The sequence below is a fragment of the Robertkochia aurantiaca genome (genome assembly GCF_020166495.1).
Lineage (GTDB): Bacteria > Bacteroidota > Bacteroidia > Flavobacteriales > Flavobacteriaceae > Robertkochia > Robertkochia aurantiaca.
This window is the reverse complement of record NZ_JAINZS010000009.1, coordinates 58463-75587: the sequence shown is the minus strand read 5'-3', so window position 1 is coordinate 75587 and position 17125 is coordinate 58463. Positions and strand designations below refer to the sequence as shown.

The 17125-nt window shown below is 45.3% G+C and carries 13 protein-coding genes; 8 read left to right on the top strand and 5 right to left on the bottom strand.

Annotation, left to right across the window (positions count from 1 at the left end; all coding sequences use genetic code 11):
• Positions 1–635: 635 nt before the first annotated feature.
• Genes K7R10_RS15140 through K7R10_RS15130 form a run of 3 tightly spaced genes read left to right on the top strand, consistent with a single transcriptional unit; the run spans position 636 to position 3207 of the window.
• Complete coding sequence (locus tag K7R10_RS15140; protein WP_224485579.1) at positions 636–1412, top strand: RMD1 family protein; 777 nt, start codon at positions 636–638, stop codon at positions 1410–1412.
• 8 nt (positions 1413–1420) lie between these two features.
• Positions 1421–2734 carry a phosphoribosylamine--glycine ligase gene (locus tag K7R10_RS15135; protein ID WP_224485578.1) on the top strand — a complete coding sequence of 438 codons (1314 nt, stop codon included), beginning with the start codon at positions 1421–1423 and terminating at the stop codon, positions 2732–2734.
• A complete protein-coding gene (locus K7R10_RS15130; protein WP_224485577.1) occupies positions 2731–3207 on the top strand; it encodes a GNAT family N-acetyltransferase in 477 nt (158 codons plus the stop codon). Before K7R10_RS15135 ends, K7R10_RS15130 begins: the two co-directional genes overlap by 4 nt.
• Before the next feature lie 80 nt (positions 3208–3287).
• Here the strand turns inward: K7R10_RS15130 and K7R10_RS15125 are convergent, their stop codons facing one another.
• Entirely contained in the window at positions 3288–3848 is a 561-nt protein-coding gene (locus tag K7R10_RS15125) for a hypothetical protein (protein ID WP_224485576.1), read from the bottom strand.
• 19 nt (positions 3849–3867) lie between these two features.
• Positions 3868–4647: a DUF1206 domain-containing protein gene (locus K7R10_RS15120; protein WP_224485575.1), complete on the bottom strand. Its 780-nt coding sequence runs from the start codon at positions 4645–4647 to the stop codon at positions 3868–3870.
• 102 nt (positions 4648–4749) lie between these two features.
• On the opposite strand from K7R10_RS15120, the gene K7R10_RS15115 reads away from it, so the two are divergent.
• From K7R10_RS15115 to K7R10_RS15095, 5 genes are all read left to right on the top strand, one after another.
• A complete protein-coding gene (locus K7R10_RS15115; RefSeq protein ID WP_224485574.1) occupies positions 4750–5817 on the top strand; it encodes an AI-2E family transporter in 1068 nt (355 codons plus the stop codon).
• Between the two features lie 35 nt (positions 5818–5852).
• On the top strand, positions 5853–8537 hold the full coding sequence (locus K7R10_RS15110; RefSeq protein ID WP_224485573.1) for a cation-translocating P-type ATPase: 2685 nt from the start codon (positions 5853–5855) through the stop codon (positions 8535–8537).
• Positions 8538–8565: 28 nt separating this feature from the next.
• Positions 8566–9675, top strand: a complete 1110-nt coding sequence (locus tag K7R10_RS15105) for an MBL fold metallo-hydrolase (RefSeq protein WP_224485572.1) — start codon at positions 8566–8568, stop codon at positions 9673–9675.
• Positions 9676–9842: 167 nt separating this feature from the next.
• Positions 9843–10547 (top strand): DsbA family oxidoreductase, encoded by a 705-nt coding sequence (locus tag K7R10_RS15100; RefSeq protein WP_224485571.1) that lies wholly within the window; start codon positions 9843–9845, stop codon positions 10545–10547.
• 302 nt (positions 10548–10849) lie between these two features.
• Entirely contained in the window at positions 10850–11572 is a 723-nt protein-coding gene (locus K7R10_RS15095; protein WP_224485570.1) for a hypothetical protein, read from the top strand.
• A gap of 106 nt (positions 11573–11678) precedes the next feature.
• Here the strand turns inward: K7R10_RS15095 and K7R10_RS15090 are convergent, their stop codons facing one another.
• The 3 genes from K7R10_RS15090 to K7R10_RS15080 all read right to left on the bottom strand — a co-directional run bounded on the left by K7R10_RS15090 (position 11679) and on the right by K7R10_RS15080 (position 16397).
• Positions 11679–13934, bottom strand: a complete 2256-nt coding sequence (locus K7R10_RS15090; RefSeq protein ID WP_224485569.1) for a xanthine dehydrogenase family protein molybdopterin-binding subunit — start codon at positions 13932–13934, stop codon at positions 11679–11681.
• A gap of 35 nt (positions 13935–13969) precedes the next feature.
• Positions 13970–14434 carry a (2Fe-2S)-binding protein gene (locus K7R10_RS15085; protein ID WP_224485568.1) on the bottom strand — a complete coding sequence of 155 codons (465 nt, stop codon included), beginning with the start codon at positions 14432–14434 and terminating at the stop codon, positions 13970–13972.
• A 157-nt stretch (positions 14435–14591) separates the two neighbouring features.
• Positions 14592–16397 (bottom strand): acyl-CoA dehydrogenase, encoded by a 1806-nt coding sequence (locus K7R10_RS15080; protein ID WP_224485567.1) that lies wholly within the window; start codon positions 16395–16397, stop codon positions 14592–14594.
• Between the last annotated feature and the right edge of the window lie 728 nt (positions 16398–17125).

Below are 17125 nucleotides of genomic sequence, written 5' to 3'. Positions count from 1 at the left end.
CGAACCACTAAGAAATGGTCAAGACCAGTAAGTTGGACAAAGGTCATTAGTATATTATCAATGACTCACAAGGAAAGATTAGGCCTACCCTAAAAATAAAGAATGACACACTTAACTGAACACAACCGGAATGGTTTATTACCCATAACTCATAACTCATAACCCATAACCCAAACCCATAACCCATAACCCATAACCCATAACCGTTCACTGATAGCTGTTAGCCGTCAGCCGATAGCTGTTCACCAAACTGCATCCTGACTGTAAGATTGTGAAGTCGCGAAGTTGCTAAATTGCTAAACTGTATTAAGTTTCTAACAACTAATAACTAATAACTGATAACTGATCACTGTTAGCCGTTAGCCGATCACTGATCACCTACCAGCGATCACTGTCAGCGGTTAGCTCTTTACCAAACTACACTCCTTAAAATCCCTGTTCAAATCACACATTACCAACCGATTAAAACATTCATAAAATTTTACCGGGGAAATCTTTTTTGATGTACTTTAGCACCGAAATTTTACTTCTAGACAGACCCGGTATGACAGTCTGAACATTTGTTTCTCAACTCCGTAACAAGGATGGCCTGACTGGCATCCACAGTTTTACTTTTTTCTTATTCAATTTTATATATGCTTACTGAAGCAAAGGCCATTATGCTGGCCAGGGGAATAGATATCCGGCAGGCGGCCTGTTGTCTTCCCGGAACCGTTATAGACCGAAATTCGGTCAAACTGCACCTGCAAACCGCTGCAGGTCAGCATCTCTGCGTATTCAATTACGGGGTGATGGTATTTGTGGGTATGAACCTGAGAGATCAGGGGCATTATCTCGAAAAGATAAAGCCTTGTCTTCAGGATCCTTTAGGCGACCATCCTGAAGAAAGTATAGAACTGAAAGTGGAGCCGGGTCCCTGCCGTGTGCTCTTTAACCGGCTTACCTTACCCGAACTGCATCCGAATTATATCGATGTGCTTATGGGAAGCCTGGCTCACTCTGTGGTTTTAGACAGGTATACCTCTATTGCAGAAACACTTTTGAAGGAAACGAACCGTTACACCGACCAGCTGGAGGTAAGCGGCAGGCTTTCCCTGGGTGGCACCAGGCTGGTTCGGGTGATCGCAAGGGTCATGAATGTAAAAAACCGGCTTGCGGCTAATCTTTCGTTGCTTGACAATAATGACCTTACCTGGGAAGATGAGGTGCTCTATCGCCTTGATAAGGATCTGCGAAATACCTTCGATCTGAATGAAAGGAACCGTTATTTAAGAGAACAGCTTGCACATGTGAAGGAAAACCTTGAACTTTTTAAAGATATTATGCAGCACAGGGAAAGCACTTTTCTGGAATGGATCATTATAGCCCTGATCCTTTTTGAGGTGGTACATACCCTGCTCGAAAAATTTTAAACCTATTGATGAAAACAAAAAAGAAAGAACCTATACAACCAACCAAAAAAATGAATTTTCTGTTTGTTTCCCGTTATGGCGAATCTCTTGACCTGGCTAATGCTGTGCAACAAGAGGGTCATCAGGTACGAATGTATACCGTGGAACGCAGTTGCCGGGAGATCGGTCTTGGTTTTGTGAAAAGAACCACAGACTGGAAAAAAACCAGCGACTGGGCTGATATCGTTATTTTTGACTATACAGGTTTCGGACAAGAAAGCCAATGGCTGAGGGAGAAGGGAAAATTGGTATTCGGCGGAAACGCCTATACTGATCAACTGGAGCTCGACCGTAACTTCGGTCATGGAGAATTAAAGAAACACGGGGTAAAAACCCTTCCTTCATGGGAGTTCAAAAGTTTCGATGACGCCATCAATTTTATCAAAAAACACCCTGATGCCTATGTGGTTAAACCTTCGGGAGAGACCCAGGAGTTCAAACAGCTGCTGTTTGTAGGGCAGGATGACGAAGGAAGCGATGTGATACGGATTCTCAGAGCCTATGAGCGTTCATGGGGTAATAACTTCGGAGATTTTCAGCTTCAGAAGAAAGTGAAAGGGGTGGAGGTTTCGGTATCGGGATTCTTCAATGGAGATACCTTTCTTAAGCCTATCAATGTCACCTTCGAGCATAAGAAGCTGTTTCCTAAAGAACTTGGGGTTTCCACAGGTGAAATGGGCTCCAGCATGTTCTGGACTGAAGATTCTCCCATTTACAATGCTACACTGGCAAAGTTTATCCCTACGCTAAGATCGCATGGATTTATCGGGCATATTGACCTGAACTGTATAGTGAACGGCAATGGTATTTATCCCCTTGAATTCACTTCCCGATTTGGGTTTCCTCAGGTATATATTCAAAGAGCAGGTATTCAGGAACCCTTTGGGCAAATGCTGGTCAAGGTGGCGAGAGGGGAGCGCTTTAAGATTCATACCAAAAAAGGATTTCAGGTGGGAGCCTTTATCGTTGTTCCTCCGTTTCCCTATGAAGATAAAAAGACCTTCCAGCTTTTCTCAAAAGATGCGGTGGTGGTCTTCAAAAAAGATAAGAAGGACGGGATTCACCCTATGCATGTGAAGATGGTTAATGATGAATGGCTGATTACAGGAGATACCGGTATAGCCGTAATGGTATCCGGCACCGGGCTTACTATGAGAGATGCCCAGCGAATGATGCAGAACCGAATCAACAACGTAATCGTGAATAACGGTTATTATCGTACTGATATTGGTGACCGCTGGCAGGAAGATTCTGACCGTCTTTGGTCCTGGGGCTTGCTATGATGAAAGAAGATCTGAAATACAGGGAAATGGATAAGGCCGAATTCGAAGCCTTTACCAGTTGTATTCCTTCGGAATGGAAAGAGATACTTCTTAACGAATGGCATCACCATAAAAATCATGCGAGGCCCATGGGGCTCTTTTCAGGTGAAAGCCTGCTTTGCGGGGGTATTTTGTTTTATCAAGACGCTCCTGAACTAGGGAATTTTGGCTCTGAAGCTGCGAAGCTCTTCGCCGGGGAAAATCCTTACATCGGTTTTTTGTTTACCCCGCCTGCGTTCCGGGGCAAGGGCTGGGCCAGGGCCTGGATTGAACAGACGCGCAGACTTCATCGCGAAAAATGTCACTGGTTAGTGGTTGAAGACCCAACGCTTCTGAACTATTACAGAAAGTTGGGCTTCTTTGTGGTGGAGGCATCTTCTGATAATGATGAATGGTTGCTTTCTGTTCTACCCATGGACCAGGAGCAAGCTTAGACCGTGAGGGTGAAAGCCCGGCTATTCTCTTTTGAAGAACGCCTGATTCAATTGCCTCAGGACCGGTATACTTGACTTTCTTACTTATCGGAAGATTCCTCTTCTTCCTCTTCATTCATTTCCTCATAGGTAAGCGGATGATCTTTTTTATTCAATCCTACTATCTTAATGATATTGGTGACTGTATTGTATAACATGAGCACCACAACGATCAGGGCGGCACTCAGTATGCTTGAAATGGTTATCGAACCGTAATAGATCCAGGAATACCACTTTGGCGGGACGTTATCGGCCTCGGTAATCGGAATATTGAACACCAGGAAAACAAATAGGGCAGCTATGAACACTCCTGTGTCGGTCTTGGCAATAATGAGTATATCAGCATAGTGGGCATCTTTAAGGCGGGTTTCGGTACTGCTGCTCAGCCCCAGGGCGGTAAGCAGTAATGCAAGGATGGTTGCAGAGGCCAGTACTATAGTGTTTGAAAGAGTGTTTAGACCGGTAAGGGATTGTTTGATAAGTACCTTGGCTTCATACCCGCTTAATTCGCCAAGGAGATAGGTGGCCACAATGATCACCATAAGCCCTACGACACCACCACCTATAGCTCTTTTTGTATTCGTATTTAGTTTTAAATGCAACACAACAGGCTTTCAGTAATTAAACATTGAATTGACGGTACCTGGCAGCCAGAGCCATAAAGGTTCCATAACAGATCAGTCCCACAGCCGTAAGTGCCAAGAGCCATACCCCCTGGCTTTGCTCCCTGATAAACTGAAAGGCCTCTGAGGTTCCTTTCATGTCACCACCCGACCTGGATATTCCCATCGATGCCCTTATAAAGAAATACGCCAGGATACTTATCACTACTCCACGGGCAACGTGACCCGCATATCCCATACGATAGCACCATTTCCTGATATTTACATCAGAAAGGGTATCAAAATGGAATTTCTCCATAAAGTCTCCCTTGAATGCAGTGATAAACTGGTAGGCAGCCTTGATGGCAAGAGCCACTCCAATTATCAGAAATACCATATCCTGTTGTTCTGCAGGAATAAAGGAAGAACCACCGCCTCCCGATTTACCCGGGCTTCTGAATATTTCAATAAACGCAAGGATTCCGAGGCCAAGATAAAAAAGGCCACTAAAGAAGAAGGCCACTCTTTTGGCTTTTCCGGTCTTGTCATCTCCTATTTTCTCGGGGTCTGTAAATGTTTGGATGAACCTCCAGATGGCGTAACAGATAAGTCCCAGACCGAGTATGGCAAGAATAAACTTACCAAAGGTTTGTTCCTCCAGAAACTTCAGAATACCCAGTTTTCCTGAAGACTGGGAAGTAGCTCCAATGGTCGCCCCGAGAGCCAGGGCACCTGATAAGATGTAAACGGTGCCTTTAGCAAGGTGTCCTGCTCTGGCAACTTTCTCTAAATGATTCATGTTTGGCTGGTTAAGGTTGTTTTTGGTTGTAACTCCCTATAAATTAATCATTTAATTTTGAAAACTAATGCATTTATACGACCTTTTGGTAAAGATTTTTTAATGACCAACCGAGATAATCATCAGGATGATCTGCGTTTTCGCAGACGTATCGTTTCCGCGACCATTATTGTTTTATTACTTACAGGACTGGCCCTGCTTACCATTAAAAGTATAAAATTACTTTTGATGATTCTGGCAGGGGTTCTTGTAGCCATTTTCTTCTCATCTCTCGCCCGGAAGATTCGTTCACTGCTACCTGTTAACCGTGGGGTTTCTTTATTGATCGGCGTATTCCTTTTATTGCTTATAGGAACGATTACCATCATTGCTGCAGGTCCCAGTATCAGCAGGCAGGCTGAGACTATCAGGAAGGAGTTACCCCGTGCTTTCGAAGATTTTAAAGAAACTGCCAAAGAAACCCCCGTACTGAGCTATATATATCAGCGGGTAAAAAGAAGTTTCAGCGAAGACAGTAAAGACACTAAGGCGTTAGAGAAATTTTTCAGTTCCTTTCTGGGCGGTTTAAGCGATCTGTACATCATTCTTTTTTTAGGCATTTTCTTTATGGTCTCCCCCGGTATTTACGAGGAGGGTATGGTGAGATTATGTCCTCCATCAGGAAGGGAGCGATGCAGAGAGGTATTACATACCCTGCGATTTACGCTTCAGCACTGGCTGGCCGGTAAATTGCTTTCGATGTTGGTGGTGGCGGTACTCACTGCTATAGGCCTTTATATTATGGGGATTCCCATGGCGCTGATACTTGCGATCTCAGCCGGCTTACTTGCCTTTATTCCCAACTTCGGTCCTTTGATAGCCCTGATCCCGGCCTTTTTGATCGCCTACAGTAAAAGCCCCGATTCAGGCTTATACGTCATTCTTCTCTACATTGGGGTTCAGGCTGTTGAAAGCAACCTCATCACCCCTTTCATTCAGCGAAACATGATCTCCTTTCCCTTCGCTCTGATCCTGATCGCTCAGGTGATTATGGGGATCTTTACAGGGTATCTCGGTCTGATCCTGGCAGTACCGATGGTGGCCGTTGTGGTAGTGCTTGTGAAAATGCTTTATATTGAAGATATTTTAAACGATACCGATATTCAGGTGAAGGGAGAGCCGGGAGATTAATCGAATTTACAGACCTTAAAAAATCACAAAGACCGATGGATATTCAAAAAATCGCAAAAGAGTCACATATCCATTCTGAAAAGAAACTGCTCAAAGAGGCCGATTCTGACCTGAAAAAGGGACTTACTGAAGAAGAAGTTCAGAGAAGGCTAAAAGAGTTCGGAGAGAATAAACTTAAGGAGAAAGATAAACGCAGTATCGCCGAAATATTGCTTGATCAGATACTTAATCCCGTTATTTACCTTCTTACCGGTGCGGCAGTTCTGGCATTCGTTTTTGGAGACATGGCTGAAGGGGTTGCAATTGTGGTAGTATTGTTACTCAATACCCTCATAGGGTTCTGGATGGAATACCAGGCCGAAAAATCTATGGATGCTTTAAAGGAAATGGATAAGGTCAGGGTGAAGGTGCGTCGATCGGGAAAAGACCAAACTATCGATGCCAACGAAATCGTGCCGGGCGATATCATATTGCTATCTTCCGGAGATGTGATTCCCGCTGATGCCAGGCTGATAGAAGAGAGTGAGTTACAGGTCGATGAATCACCTCTTACCGGAGAAAGCGTACCGGTTCATAAGGATCCTGATGTACTGGAGAAGGATACCCCGGTGGCAGACCGTATAAATATGCTTTATAAGGGAACGGCCGTTACCAGTGGTTCAGGAACCGCTCTGGTTGTAGCAACCGGGATGGAGACTGAGTTGGGCGGTATTTCGGCTATGGTATCCGGAGAAAGCAAGGAAGACATACCTTTAAACCGAAAACTCAACACCCTTTCTAAACGACTGATATGGGTGACCCTGGGGCTTGCTCTGCTCTTCTTTATTTTCGGATATATCGCCGGTAAAGAAACATATACTCTCATTCAGACAGCCATTGCCTGGACCATTGCCGCCATTCCTGAAGGTCTCCCCATAGTGGCCAGTATTGCCCTTGCAAGGGGAATGCTGCGACTGAGCAAGAAAAACGTCATCGTTAAAAAATTGGCCGCGGTTGAGACCTTGGGAGAAACCACGGTGATCGCAACAGATAAAACAGGCACCCTAACCCATAACGAGCTTACGGTAAGCAAGCTGTTACTGCCCGAAGAAGAACACCTCACTATTTCCTGGAAGGATAATAACCAGGCAGCGATCGAGAATGATATTACGAACAGTAATGCCTTTGATCACCTGCTGCGAGTGGCTGTTTGGGCGAATGATGCTGAACGGGAAGAGCGGGGTGGAGAAGATTTTGAGGCAACGGGCGATCCCCTGGAAATAGCCTTGCTGAGATATGTCAAAGCCATCGATGCTGAAAAATTCGAAAGATTTTCCGGCTCAGAGCAGGCAGGTCATCTGCCGTTTAATTCAGATCGTATGGTCATGGGTACGGCATACCGGGTTGAGGAAGAGATATACGTGGCGGGAAAGGGGGCGGCAGATGCTCTCATACCCAGATGCAACCGGGTACTGACATCTGATAACAATAAGAAACTGACTGACGAAGATCAGGAGTATTGGTTGAAAATGAATGATGAGATGTCGGCAGACGGTCTCAAGGTATTGGCTTTTGCCTGTGGTTCTTTAAAGGATGCCCCGGAAGAGGAAGAAGATTTTTTACATGAATTGTGTCTTATCGGACTAGTAGGATTCATCGATCCTCCAAGAAAGGAAGTGTCAGCGGCTATGGAACAATGTCATAAAGCAGGAATCAGGGTGGTTATGATAACAGGCGATCATCCCGAAACAGCCAGGAAGGTAGGAGAAGAGGTTCATCTTTCTTCCGAAGAGAAAAAGGCCGACGTGCTAACCGGAACCGATCTCAATAAGCGTAATCGTGAGGAGCTGAAAAACGATATTGCTCATATTTCAATATTTTCCCGTGTCGATCCGGGAGATAAACTCGAACTGATCAAGGCCTTACAGGAAAACGGTGAGATTGTGGCTATGACCGGAGATGGAGTCAACGATGCACCGGCCCTTAAAAAAGCCAATGTAGGGATAGCGATGGGAAAAAGGGGTACCCAGGTAGCTCAGGAGGTCGCAGATATTGTTCTCAAAGACGATAAGTTCGATTCCATCCTGCAGGCCATCAGGCAGGGAAGGATCATCTTTGGCAATATCAGAAAATTTATTATTTACCAGCTTTCCTATCATCTCGGAGAGATCCTGATCATCGGAACCATTAGTTTCACCTTTTTTACCCTTCCCTTATTACCCCTGCAGTTGCTGTTTCTGAACCTGCTTTCAGATGTATTTCCGGCCCTCGCCCTAGGAATAGGTAAGGGAAGAGATGAAATCATGGCCCAACCACCCAAGGATCCTCAAGAACCAATCATTACCCGACATAACTGGATACAGATAGGGGTTTACGGATTGGTTTTTACTCTGTGTATCTCTGGTAGTTATTGGTATGCGAAGGATAGCTGGGGCTATGACGAAACTCAGTTGAATAACATAGCCTTTTTCAGTCTCGCTTTTGCACAGTTGTTACATGTCTTTAACATGCGGGATCCTGATGAGAGTTTCTGGAATAATCAGGTTACCAGGAATAAGTATGTGTGGTATGCTGTGGTACTTTGCGCGGTTGTACTTTTATCAGCCTATTTCATCCCGGCTCTCGCAAAGGTATTCTCTTTTGTAAGTCTGTCAGTCTCTGCATGGGTACTGATTACTCTGACAGCCTTTGCTCCGGTTGTAATCATTCAGATCTTAAAAGTTATCGATAAAAGATTGTAAATCCACCTTATCTATACCCACATCCGGAATGCTTAGAAAATTAAAAATGGTTTTATTTATAAGTACAGGTCTAATAGTCATACTGTTTCTGGGAGGTTTCGTTTTTACCAAAACAGCTCCGCAATTCGGTTCGCCTCCCGATGATTCTGAGAAAGATGTTCTAAGAAGGTCTGCAAATTATCACGACGGGAAGTTTCATAATCGGGAAAAGACAGAAAAGGGTGACCTGGGTGATGTGTTGAAGGCGATTTATACGGCGGCTACCACCTCTGGGATGAGTCCGTCAGATCCTTTGCCAACTTATTTTGATGAGCCTTTCGGGCTCCGTTCTGAAAAAGGCTGTCATATAACCTGGTTTGGCCATTCAGCCTTTTTGATCGAAATGAGTGAACGGCGAATCCTTATTGATCCGATGTTCGGTGATGTGGCAGCTCCGGTTTCATTTGGTTCAGCCCGTTTCCCTTACCAATCACCTATTCCAACTGGAAAGGTGAATAATATAGATGTGGTACTGCTTTCACATGATCACTATGATCATCTCGATTACCAGACCATTTTGACCATCGATCAGGAGGTAAAACAATATATCGTTCCCCTGGGGGTAGGATCACACCTGCGGGCCTGGGGCATCGATCCGGGAAAAATTGAGGAATTGGACTGGAACGATCATACGGAGTTTGGAGGAATAGATTTTACGGCCTGCACTTCGCGACATTTCTCCGGCAGAGCTATGACCGACCAGGATGAAACCCTCTGGGCAAGCTGGGTCATCAATGGTAACAAGAACCGTATTTATTTCAGTGGTGATGGCGGTTATGGAACGCACTTCAAAGAAATAGGGGATAAATACGGACCTTTTGATCTGGCGATGATCGAATGCGGACAATACAATGAAGATTGGAAAGATATACATATGATGCCCGAACAAAGTGTGCAAGCTGCCTTAGATCTCAGGAGCAGGCGTACTATGCCGATACACTGGGGTGCTTTTCGATTGTCGGTTCACCCCTGGAAAGATCCCATTCAGCGCTTCACCGAAGCAGCCGATGATAAAGGAGTGACATATATTCATCCGCTAATCGGCGAGCGATTTTCAATCTCTCGTGACTTTCCCGGTACTCGCTGGTGGGAATTTTAATCATTTTTTTATTTCCCTAAAGAAGGGGACCTTTCCTCTCAGGAAACGAGAAGATAACTTTCAGAGTTCAGAAATGCTTCTTTTGATAAGATAATTTGTAATGATTCTTAGTTTTTTCGACCCAAGACATGTTAGTGAATATTTAAACTGAAATTAGAATATAGTATATGAAAATAGAGATCTGGAGTGATGTTGCCTGTCCGTGGTGTTATATCGGAAAGAGACGCTTTGAAAAAGCATTGGCTGAATTCCCGGAGGCAGAGGCACTGGAAATTGAGTGGAAAAGTTTCCAGTTAAACCCGGGGGTTAATACTGATATGTCTGATAACATCGTGAATTACCTTGCCAGGGAAAAGGGTATGAGTTTGGAGCAAGCCAGACAAATGACCGGACAAGTTTCAGCTGTCGCAGCCGAAGAAGGACTGGATTTCAATTTTGAAGCCCTCAAAATCGCCAATACCTTCAAGGCACACCGATTTTTACACCTGGCCAAAAGCCAGGGAAAACAAAATATTGTCAAAGAACTTCTTTTAAAGGCGATGTTCGAAGAAGGGAAGAACGTTGATGATGACAGGACGCTCCTGGAAATCGGGAGGGAGGCAGGCCTCGATATCGGTGAAGTGACGGGACTTTTGGAGTCGGCCAATCATACAGAGGAAGTTAACCGGGATATATCGGAAGCACGTAAACTGGGTATTCAGGGAGTGCCTTTCTTTGTGATAAACCGTAAATACGGGATCTCGGGAGCCCAGACACATGATATCTTTCTTCAGGCGCTGCAACAGTCGTTTGCTGAATGGAAAGAAGATCGGGAATCTTCTTTAGAGGTCATCAACGGTGATAGCTGTACCCCGGATGGGAATTGCGATTAGCATAGCGTTTTTCTGAATAAAACTTCAAGCCCCGGGAAAACCGGGGCTTTTTTATTGATTATTTTTTCCTGTTTTGCTTTTACCTAAACGGGTAGAGGCAAAAGATGCTTTCTTTTTCAGGTAGGAACCGAAGTATACAGATGTGGGTATAATTAATTAACTTTAAGTTACGCTGTTATTCCTGCTCTTTAGTTGGTTGTCAATGGCAGGTATCAATAGCGTAATAAATTCTGGTAAGAAAAGGAGTTTTCCCGGCTTGGCAGGTGAAGAGGTTTATTTATTTTTCCATTTACAATAAACAGATGAAGCAGCATTCCAACTATGAATTGTTATTAAAAATAACAGCTATATGTTCTTTTGCCGGAGCCCTGACGACTATCTTTCTGATTTTCTCACCTCTCCCGGCAGCGCCTGATTTTGAAAGCAGTAACGCCCTGTATGATAATATTATGTACCTGAGTCGGCTGTGGGTTTTGTTCTTTCATCCCCAGGTAAACTTTCTGGCGAGCCTGGGTATTGCATTGATTTTGTTCAAAAAGTATCCCCTTCAGATGCTGATGGGAATGCTGTTTCTTTTCGTGTGGGCATATAGCGAAATGGCTCAGCAAGCTTTGCTTATCGATGCTGTAAATCAGATATGGAGACCCCAACTCGCGACAGCAAACGACCAGGTGACCAAGGAACTTTATATCACGCTTATACATGGGGCCAACGGGATTTCAGATAGTCAGTATTTTCTTGTGATATACGGTTTCGGGATAGGAAGTCTCTTGTATGGAATGGCCTTTATTCAAGAAACCATGCCTGCTAAACTATTGGGTTTTGCTCTTATTTTTATAGGTATTCTGAGCCTGGCATCGTTCCTTCGACTCTATCTCGGTATGGGTGTGCTTAAAGCTCCGGTTCAATGGAGTTACGAATATATTTACCCGTATTTACAACCACTGGTGAGAATAGGCATGGGGGTGTGGATTCTTAACAAGGTAAGATATTTTAGTGCTTCACCTCAGAAACCGGCAGACTAGCGATTGTTGGATTACTCTATATATCCGGAGGTGATAGTGATTCCCTTCATTCAAAAAAAAACCCCGGGAAAACCGCGGCTTTTTTTGTTTTACTACCTAATTGGTTCTAACCTCTTAACTGTTTCTCACTGATAAAAGGTTGGTGATAATAGCGTTCACCGGTAGCCTTATATAATGCATTGGCCACAGCCCCCATAATAGGAGGGAAAGGCGGTTCTCCCAAACCGGTAGGGTGAACATCGCTTTCCACAAAGTGAACGTCGATAGACTTTGGTGCCTCATTATGCCTGATGAGCCTGTAACGGTCGAAATTTTGTTGTTCCGGACTTCCTTCTTTAAAGCTCAACTGGCTGTACATAGCATGGCCGATACCGTCGATCACCCCTCCCTGGGTCAGGTTAGTTGCAGCATCAGGATTGACTACAATACCACAATCTATGGCACAGGTGACATTATCAACAGCAGGTTTACCGTTCTTCATGACCATGTCAAGTACCTGGGCGACATATGAATTATGACAATAGTAAGCCGATACACCACGATATTTACCTTCAGCGTTCTGATTCCAGCCTGATTTATCCCTTACCAGTTCAAGGACTCCTGCATAACGGGCCGCATCGTAATCATTGTTTTCTCCTACCGGATTATTTTTAGCTTTTTCCAGCCATTCCAGACGCATGGCAATGGGGTCTTTACCCATTTCTTCAGCGATCTCATCGAGGAAGGATTGTTCTGCGCCGGCGATAAAGTTCGATCGTGGTGCTCTGAAGGCTCCCACACTGATGTTTGAGTCTATAGCCCATTCTTCTGCCAGATAGTTGTCAATGGCCCCTGCAGGGAATCTGTGCGCGAATAAGGGGCTTTCAGGAATTCCTCCCGCCCTTACATGAAAGGCAGTGATCTCGTTATTTTCGTCGAAGGCTGCCCGGTAGGTGGCATAATATGCCGGCCGGTAGTTTCCATAAGACATGTCATCTTCACGTGTGTAGACCACTTTTGCCGGAGCCTTGAGCTTTTGAGAAATGAGCGCTGCCTCTACCACGAAATGGCCATAAAGCCTTCTTCCGAATCCGCCGCCCTGTCTGGTCATCTGAATATCGATGTTTTCAAGTGGCATATTTAAACGGGCAGCAACACTTTTTTCCATGAATTCAGGAGTTTGGATCGGGCCAACCAGTTTTGCTTCCGTTTCGGTCACATGAGCAAAGAAGTTCATAGGCTCAAGGGTATTATGTGCCAGAAACGGACAGGAGTAATGCCGTTCGATGACTTTCGCCGCATTCCGGAATGCTTTATCAGGATCACCATCTTTTCGGGTAACTTTGGCCAGTTTGGCACCAAGGGTCTCCATCTCAGTTCGGTGGTCTCCCGAACTTTCCATTCCGGCAGGAATACGCTTGGGCAGTGCTTCTCCGGTTCTGAAATCGGTATATTCATCCATGTATTCAGAGATGGGTTCCCACTCTGCCTTCACAGCTTTTTTGGCATTCATCACCTCCCAGGTGGAATTCCCAGCTACGACGATGATTTCGTTGAATGCCGTTGTATCGAAAGGATGTTTTAAATAACCGTCTTCATAAAGTTTAATGGAGAAAACATCAACTATTCCGGGCATATTTTTGGCGGTTTCAGCATCAAAGGATTTCAGCCTGGCACCAAATGCCGGAGGGTGAATGGTCATGGCAGTTACCATTCCGTCTTCGTAATAGTCCAGTCCGAAAAGCGGTTTCCCGGTAACGATCTTTGGTCCGTCTACATTCTTTCTCGAAGTACCGATGATCTTAAATTCTGAAGGATCTTTCATTTCAACTTCTTCGGGCACCTCCAGTTGAGCGGCAGCGGCTGCAAACTCACCATATCCGGCCTTTTTACCACTGGCTTCGTGCTCTATCATTCCTTCATGGGTGGTGATTTCACCTATCGGAACTTCCCAGCTGTTGGCAGCGGCCTGTTTCAGCATTTCACGTGCAGTGGCACCTGCCATTCGAAGTCCGTCCCAGCCCTGTCTGATAGACTGGCTTCCTCCCGCAAGCTGTCGGGTAAAGACTTCAGTATTCAAAGGGGCCTGTTCTACGATGACCAGGCTCCAGTCTGCATCCAGCTCTTCGGCTACGATCATAGGCATGGAGGTCTTGACATTTTGCCCGATCTCCGGGTTGGGTGACATGATGGTTACCATCCCGTTGTCTCCTACTTTCAGGTATCCGTTTAATTCAAACCATTCGTCGGGCAGCTCTGCTACTGTAGCTTCTTCCTGTTTGCATGAGGCCAGCCAGCTGAAACTGAGTACCAGTCCGCCACCGGCCATGGCTGTGGTCCTTATGAATGATCGTCTTCCTATTTTGGTTCTAATGAGTGTCATGATGTGGTGAATTTAAAAGCTGGTGAGGAATGAAATCAGGCGGTTTTGTTTTCGGCTGCCTGCCTGATGGCTGACCGTATGCGGGTATAGGTCCCGCACCTGCAAATATTTCCGCTCATAGTGGCGGCGATCTCTTCATCACTGGGATTCGGATTGTTCTTTAACAAGGCGGCGGCAGACATAATCTGCCCGGCCTGGCAATACCCGCACTGGGGCACATCGTTCTCTATCCAGGCGAGCTGTACCGGATGATCTCCGTTTTCAGAGAGACCTTCGATAGTGGTTACCGATTGAGACCCTACTGCAGACACAGGGATCTGGCAGGAACGTACGGCCGAATCGCCAATGTGCACCGTACAGGCCCCGCACTGGGCAATTCCGCAACCATATTTGGTACCTACGAGTTTCAGGTGGTCTCTCAGTACCCATAATAAGGGGGTAGCAGGATCAACGTCGACCGTAGCAGTCTCTCCGTTGATTGTAAGATTGAATGTAGACATGATTATTGAAGTTTACTACAAGTTACAAAAAACTGGAATACAAACAGATGCGTTTTCCGGAGTCAAAGAAGATCAATGTATACCCGGTATATTTCTCACTAAAGGGGAAACGGCCGCATAAACTTTGGTTTGGTTTTTAACCGGGATTTACTTCAGATCATAATTCCTCATCGAGGTCGTTAAGAGTGGTTGTATCGGTATGGAACAGGGTTTCGGCCAGGGAAGTCATGGCAGGAAGTTCGTATTTGTAAAAGTATTTCATCGACAAAACCTTTCCTCTGTAAAAGGCCTTTGAATAAACGGTGGAATCGGAATCAAGGGCTTGTTGTGCTTTCATTCCCATCTCCAGCCATAACCAGCTGCTCACATAAATACCAAAGAATTTCATAAATACAGTTGCATCGGCGAGAAATCGTTCGTGTTTGCCTTCCCTGGCAAAGCCGGTCAGGTAAGCGATTACTTTTCCGCAAAGTTCTGAAGCTTCTCTTAGTTTACCGGCATAGGGAGCCAGATCAGCATGCTCTGTGGCCTTCTCACTGCTTTTTTCTACCAGCAGGAACAGCTCCTTCACCGCCTTACCTTCATCCATTATAACTTTTCTGCCCAGCAGGTCCAATGACTGAATCCCTGTGGTTCCTTCGTAAATGGAGAATATCCTGATATCTCTGTAATATTGCTGAATGATAAAATCATTACAATATCCATAGCCTCCGAATACTTGCAGGGCCTGGCTAACGGCCTCTGTACCTTTCTCGGCCGGATATGTTTTGGTCACAGGTGTGAGCAGGTCCAGCAGCCGGCCATAGCGTTTCCTTTCCTCAGGGTCCGGGTGCACCCTTGACAGATCCTGGTATTTGGCTGATAGCAATACCAGGCAAAGAGAGGCTTCGGTAATTGCTTTTTGCTGGAGCAGCATCCTTTTTACATCGGGATGCTTAATGATCAATACCTGCTGTTCTTCCGGGTTCTTTTTTCCTGAATCTCCGAGACTTCTTCCCTGAGGGCGTTCTTTGGCATAAGAAAGGGCCGCCCGGTAGGCAGCCATGCTTATGGCAGCCGCACCCCGACCAACCGCTATTCTGGCTTCATTCATCATCATGAACATGTATTTGAGTCCCTGATGAGGTTCTCCCACGAGCCAGCCCCGGCAGTCTTCATTATCTCCAAAGGAAAGGTGAGTGGTACAATATCCTTTCTGCCCCATTTTCTGAAAGTCTCCTATGGTGTTTACGTCATTGCCGGTAAGCTCTTCCCCCTGAACAGGTCGTTTTTTGGGAACCACAAAGAGAGAGATCCCCTTCACTCCGGCAGGAGCCCCTTCGATGCGGGCAAGCAGCAGGTGGATTACATTTTCAGCTCCCTGAAAGTCGCCACCCGAGATAAAGATCTTTTGACCGCGAATCTGGTAATGTTCGCCTTCCGGATAGGCAGTGGTTCTGATATCTGAGAGCGAACTCCCGGCCTGGGGTTCTGTCAGGCACATGGTACCGGTCCATTTCCCTGACAGCATCTGAGAGACATAGTTTTCTCTCAGGGTATTGTTGCCAAAATGTGTGATGAGATTCGCAGCAGCCTGGGTGAGTCCGTAGTAATTAGGCAGGTGGTTATTGGCGCATTCCTGTATCCAGTAAACGGCATTGACGAGGGTATGAGGCAATTGCAGCCCCCCATCATCATAATCAAAGGCTGCAGCGATTAATCCCAGCTCTGCCGCCTTTTTAATAGTCTCCCTGACCTGAGAATGAACAATGATCTCTCCATCTTTATAATGGGCCGGAGATTCATCCATTTCCCGGAAATACGGATATAATTCTTTATCTGAAAAGTCTTTTACCGAGTCTATGAACATATTGACTGACTCTGTATCGTGATCTTCAAATCTATTTTGGGCTAATACCTCTTCGAAGTCAAGAATTTCAAAGAGAATGAATCGAAGGGTGGTGAGGTCGGTATACTCTTTCATAGCTGGTGGTGTTAGCGTGATGATCTTAATTCATTAAGTTAAAACATATCAGACAGAACTCGTGACTGACTTCGATAATTAACATTTAAAGCCTTACATGGGGAATTATGAATTGTAAATTATAGATTATAAATGATAAATTATTGATTTTTAATAACCATATAACTGTATCCCTGCATCACCAAAACCGGCTTCGACAAGCTCACCGTGACAAAGGCGGGTAATCCGATCACCGATCACCGATCACCGTTAGCTGTTAGCCAAACAAGCATTCCCTCATCCCCGAACCTCTGTAAAGATGTAAAGTCGCGAAACCGTAAAGTCGTTAATGGGGAGTCGTTAGTCGGGAATAGGTTTTATTCGTGAATTATTGAAATGAGTCATTTCGAACCCCTTCAGGGAAGAGAAAACTGCCAGCCGCTCGAAGACTGTATCCCTGTATCACCAAAACCCGCTTCGACATGCTCAGCGTGACAAAGGGGGGTATTCCGATCACCGATCACCGTTAGCTGTTAGCCAAACAATTATTTCTGCAGCCATGTAAAGCTGTAAAGCTGTGAAATCGTAAAGACGTTAATGGGGAGTCGTTAGTCGGGAATAGGTCTTAATCATGAATTATGGAAATGAATCATTTCGAATTCCTTCAGGAGTGAGATAACTGCCAGCCGCTCGAAGACTGTATCACCGTATCACCAAAACCCGCTTCGACACGCTCAGTGTGACAATGG

Bases quoted from the DNA above. Each gene is read 5' to 3' on its own strand.
- K7R10_RS15140 (WP_224485579.1), top strand. From the start codon at position 636: ATGCTTACTGAAGCAAAGGCCATTATGCTGGCCAGGGGAATAGATATC.
- K7R10_RS15135 (WP_224485578.1), top strand. From the start codon at position 1,421: ATGAAAACAAAAAAGAAAGAACCTATACAACCAACCAAAAAAATGAAT.
- K7R10_RS15130 (WP_224485577.1), top strand. From the start codon at position 2,731: ATGATGAAAGAAGATCTGAAATACAGGGAAATGGATAAGGCCGAATTC.
- K7R10_RS15120 (WP_224485575.1), bottom strand. From the start codon at position 4,647: ATGAATCATTTAGAGAAAGTTGCCAGAGCAGGACACCTTGCTAAAGGC.
- K7R10_RS15115 (WP_224485574.1), top strand. From the start codon at position 4,750: ATGACCAACCGAGATAATCATCAGGATGATCTGCGTTTTCGCAGACGT.
- K7R10_RS15110 (WP_224485573.1), top strand. From the start codon at position 5,853: ATGGATATTCAAAAAATCGCAAAAGAGTCACATATCCATTCTGAAAAG.
- K7R10_RS15105 (WP_224485572.1), top strand. From the start codon at position 8,566: ATGCTTAGAAAATTAAAAATGGTTTTATTTATAAGTACAGGTCTAATA.
- K7R10_RS15100 (WP_224485571.1), top strand. From the start codon at position 9,843: ATGAAAATAGAGATCTGGAGTGATGTTGCCTGTCCGTGGTGTTATATC.
- K7R10_RS15095 (WP_224485570.1), top strand. From the start codon at position 10,850: ATGAAGCAGCATTCCAACTATGAATTGTTATTAAAAATAACAGCTATA.
- K7R10_RS15090 (WP_224485569.1), bottom strand. From the start codon at position 13,934: ATGACACTCATTAGAACCAAAATAGGAAGACGATCATTCATAAGGACC.
- K7R10_RS15085 (WP_224485568.1), bottom strand. From the start codon at position 14,434: ATGTCTACATTCAATCTTACAATCAACGGAGAGACTGCTACGGTCGAC.
- K7R10_RS15080 (WP_224485567.1), bottom strand. From the start codon at position 16,397: ATGAAAGAGTATACCGACCTCACCACCCTTCGATTCATTCTCTTTGAA.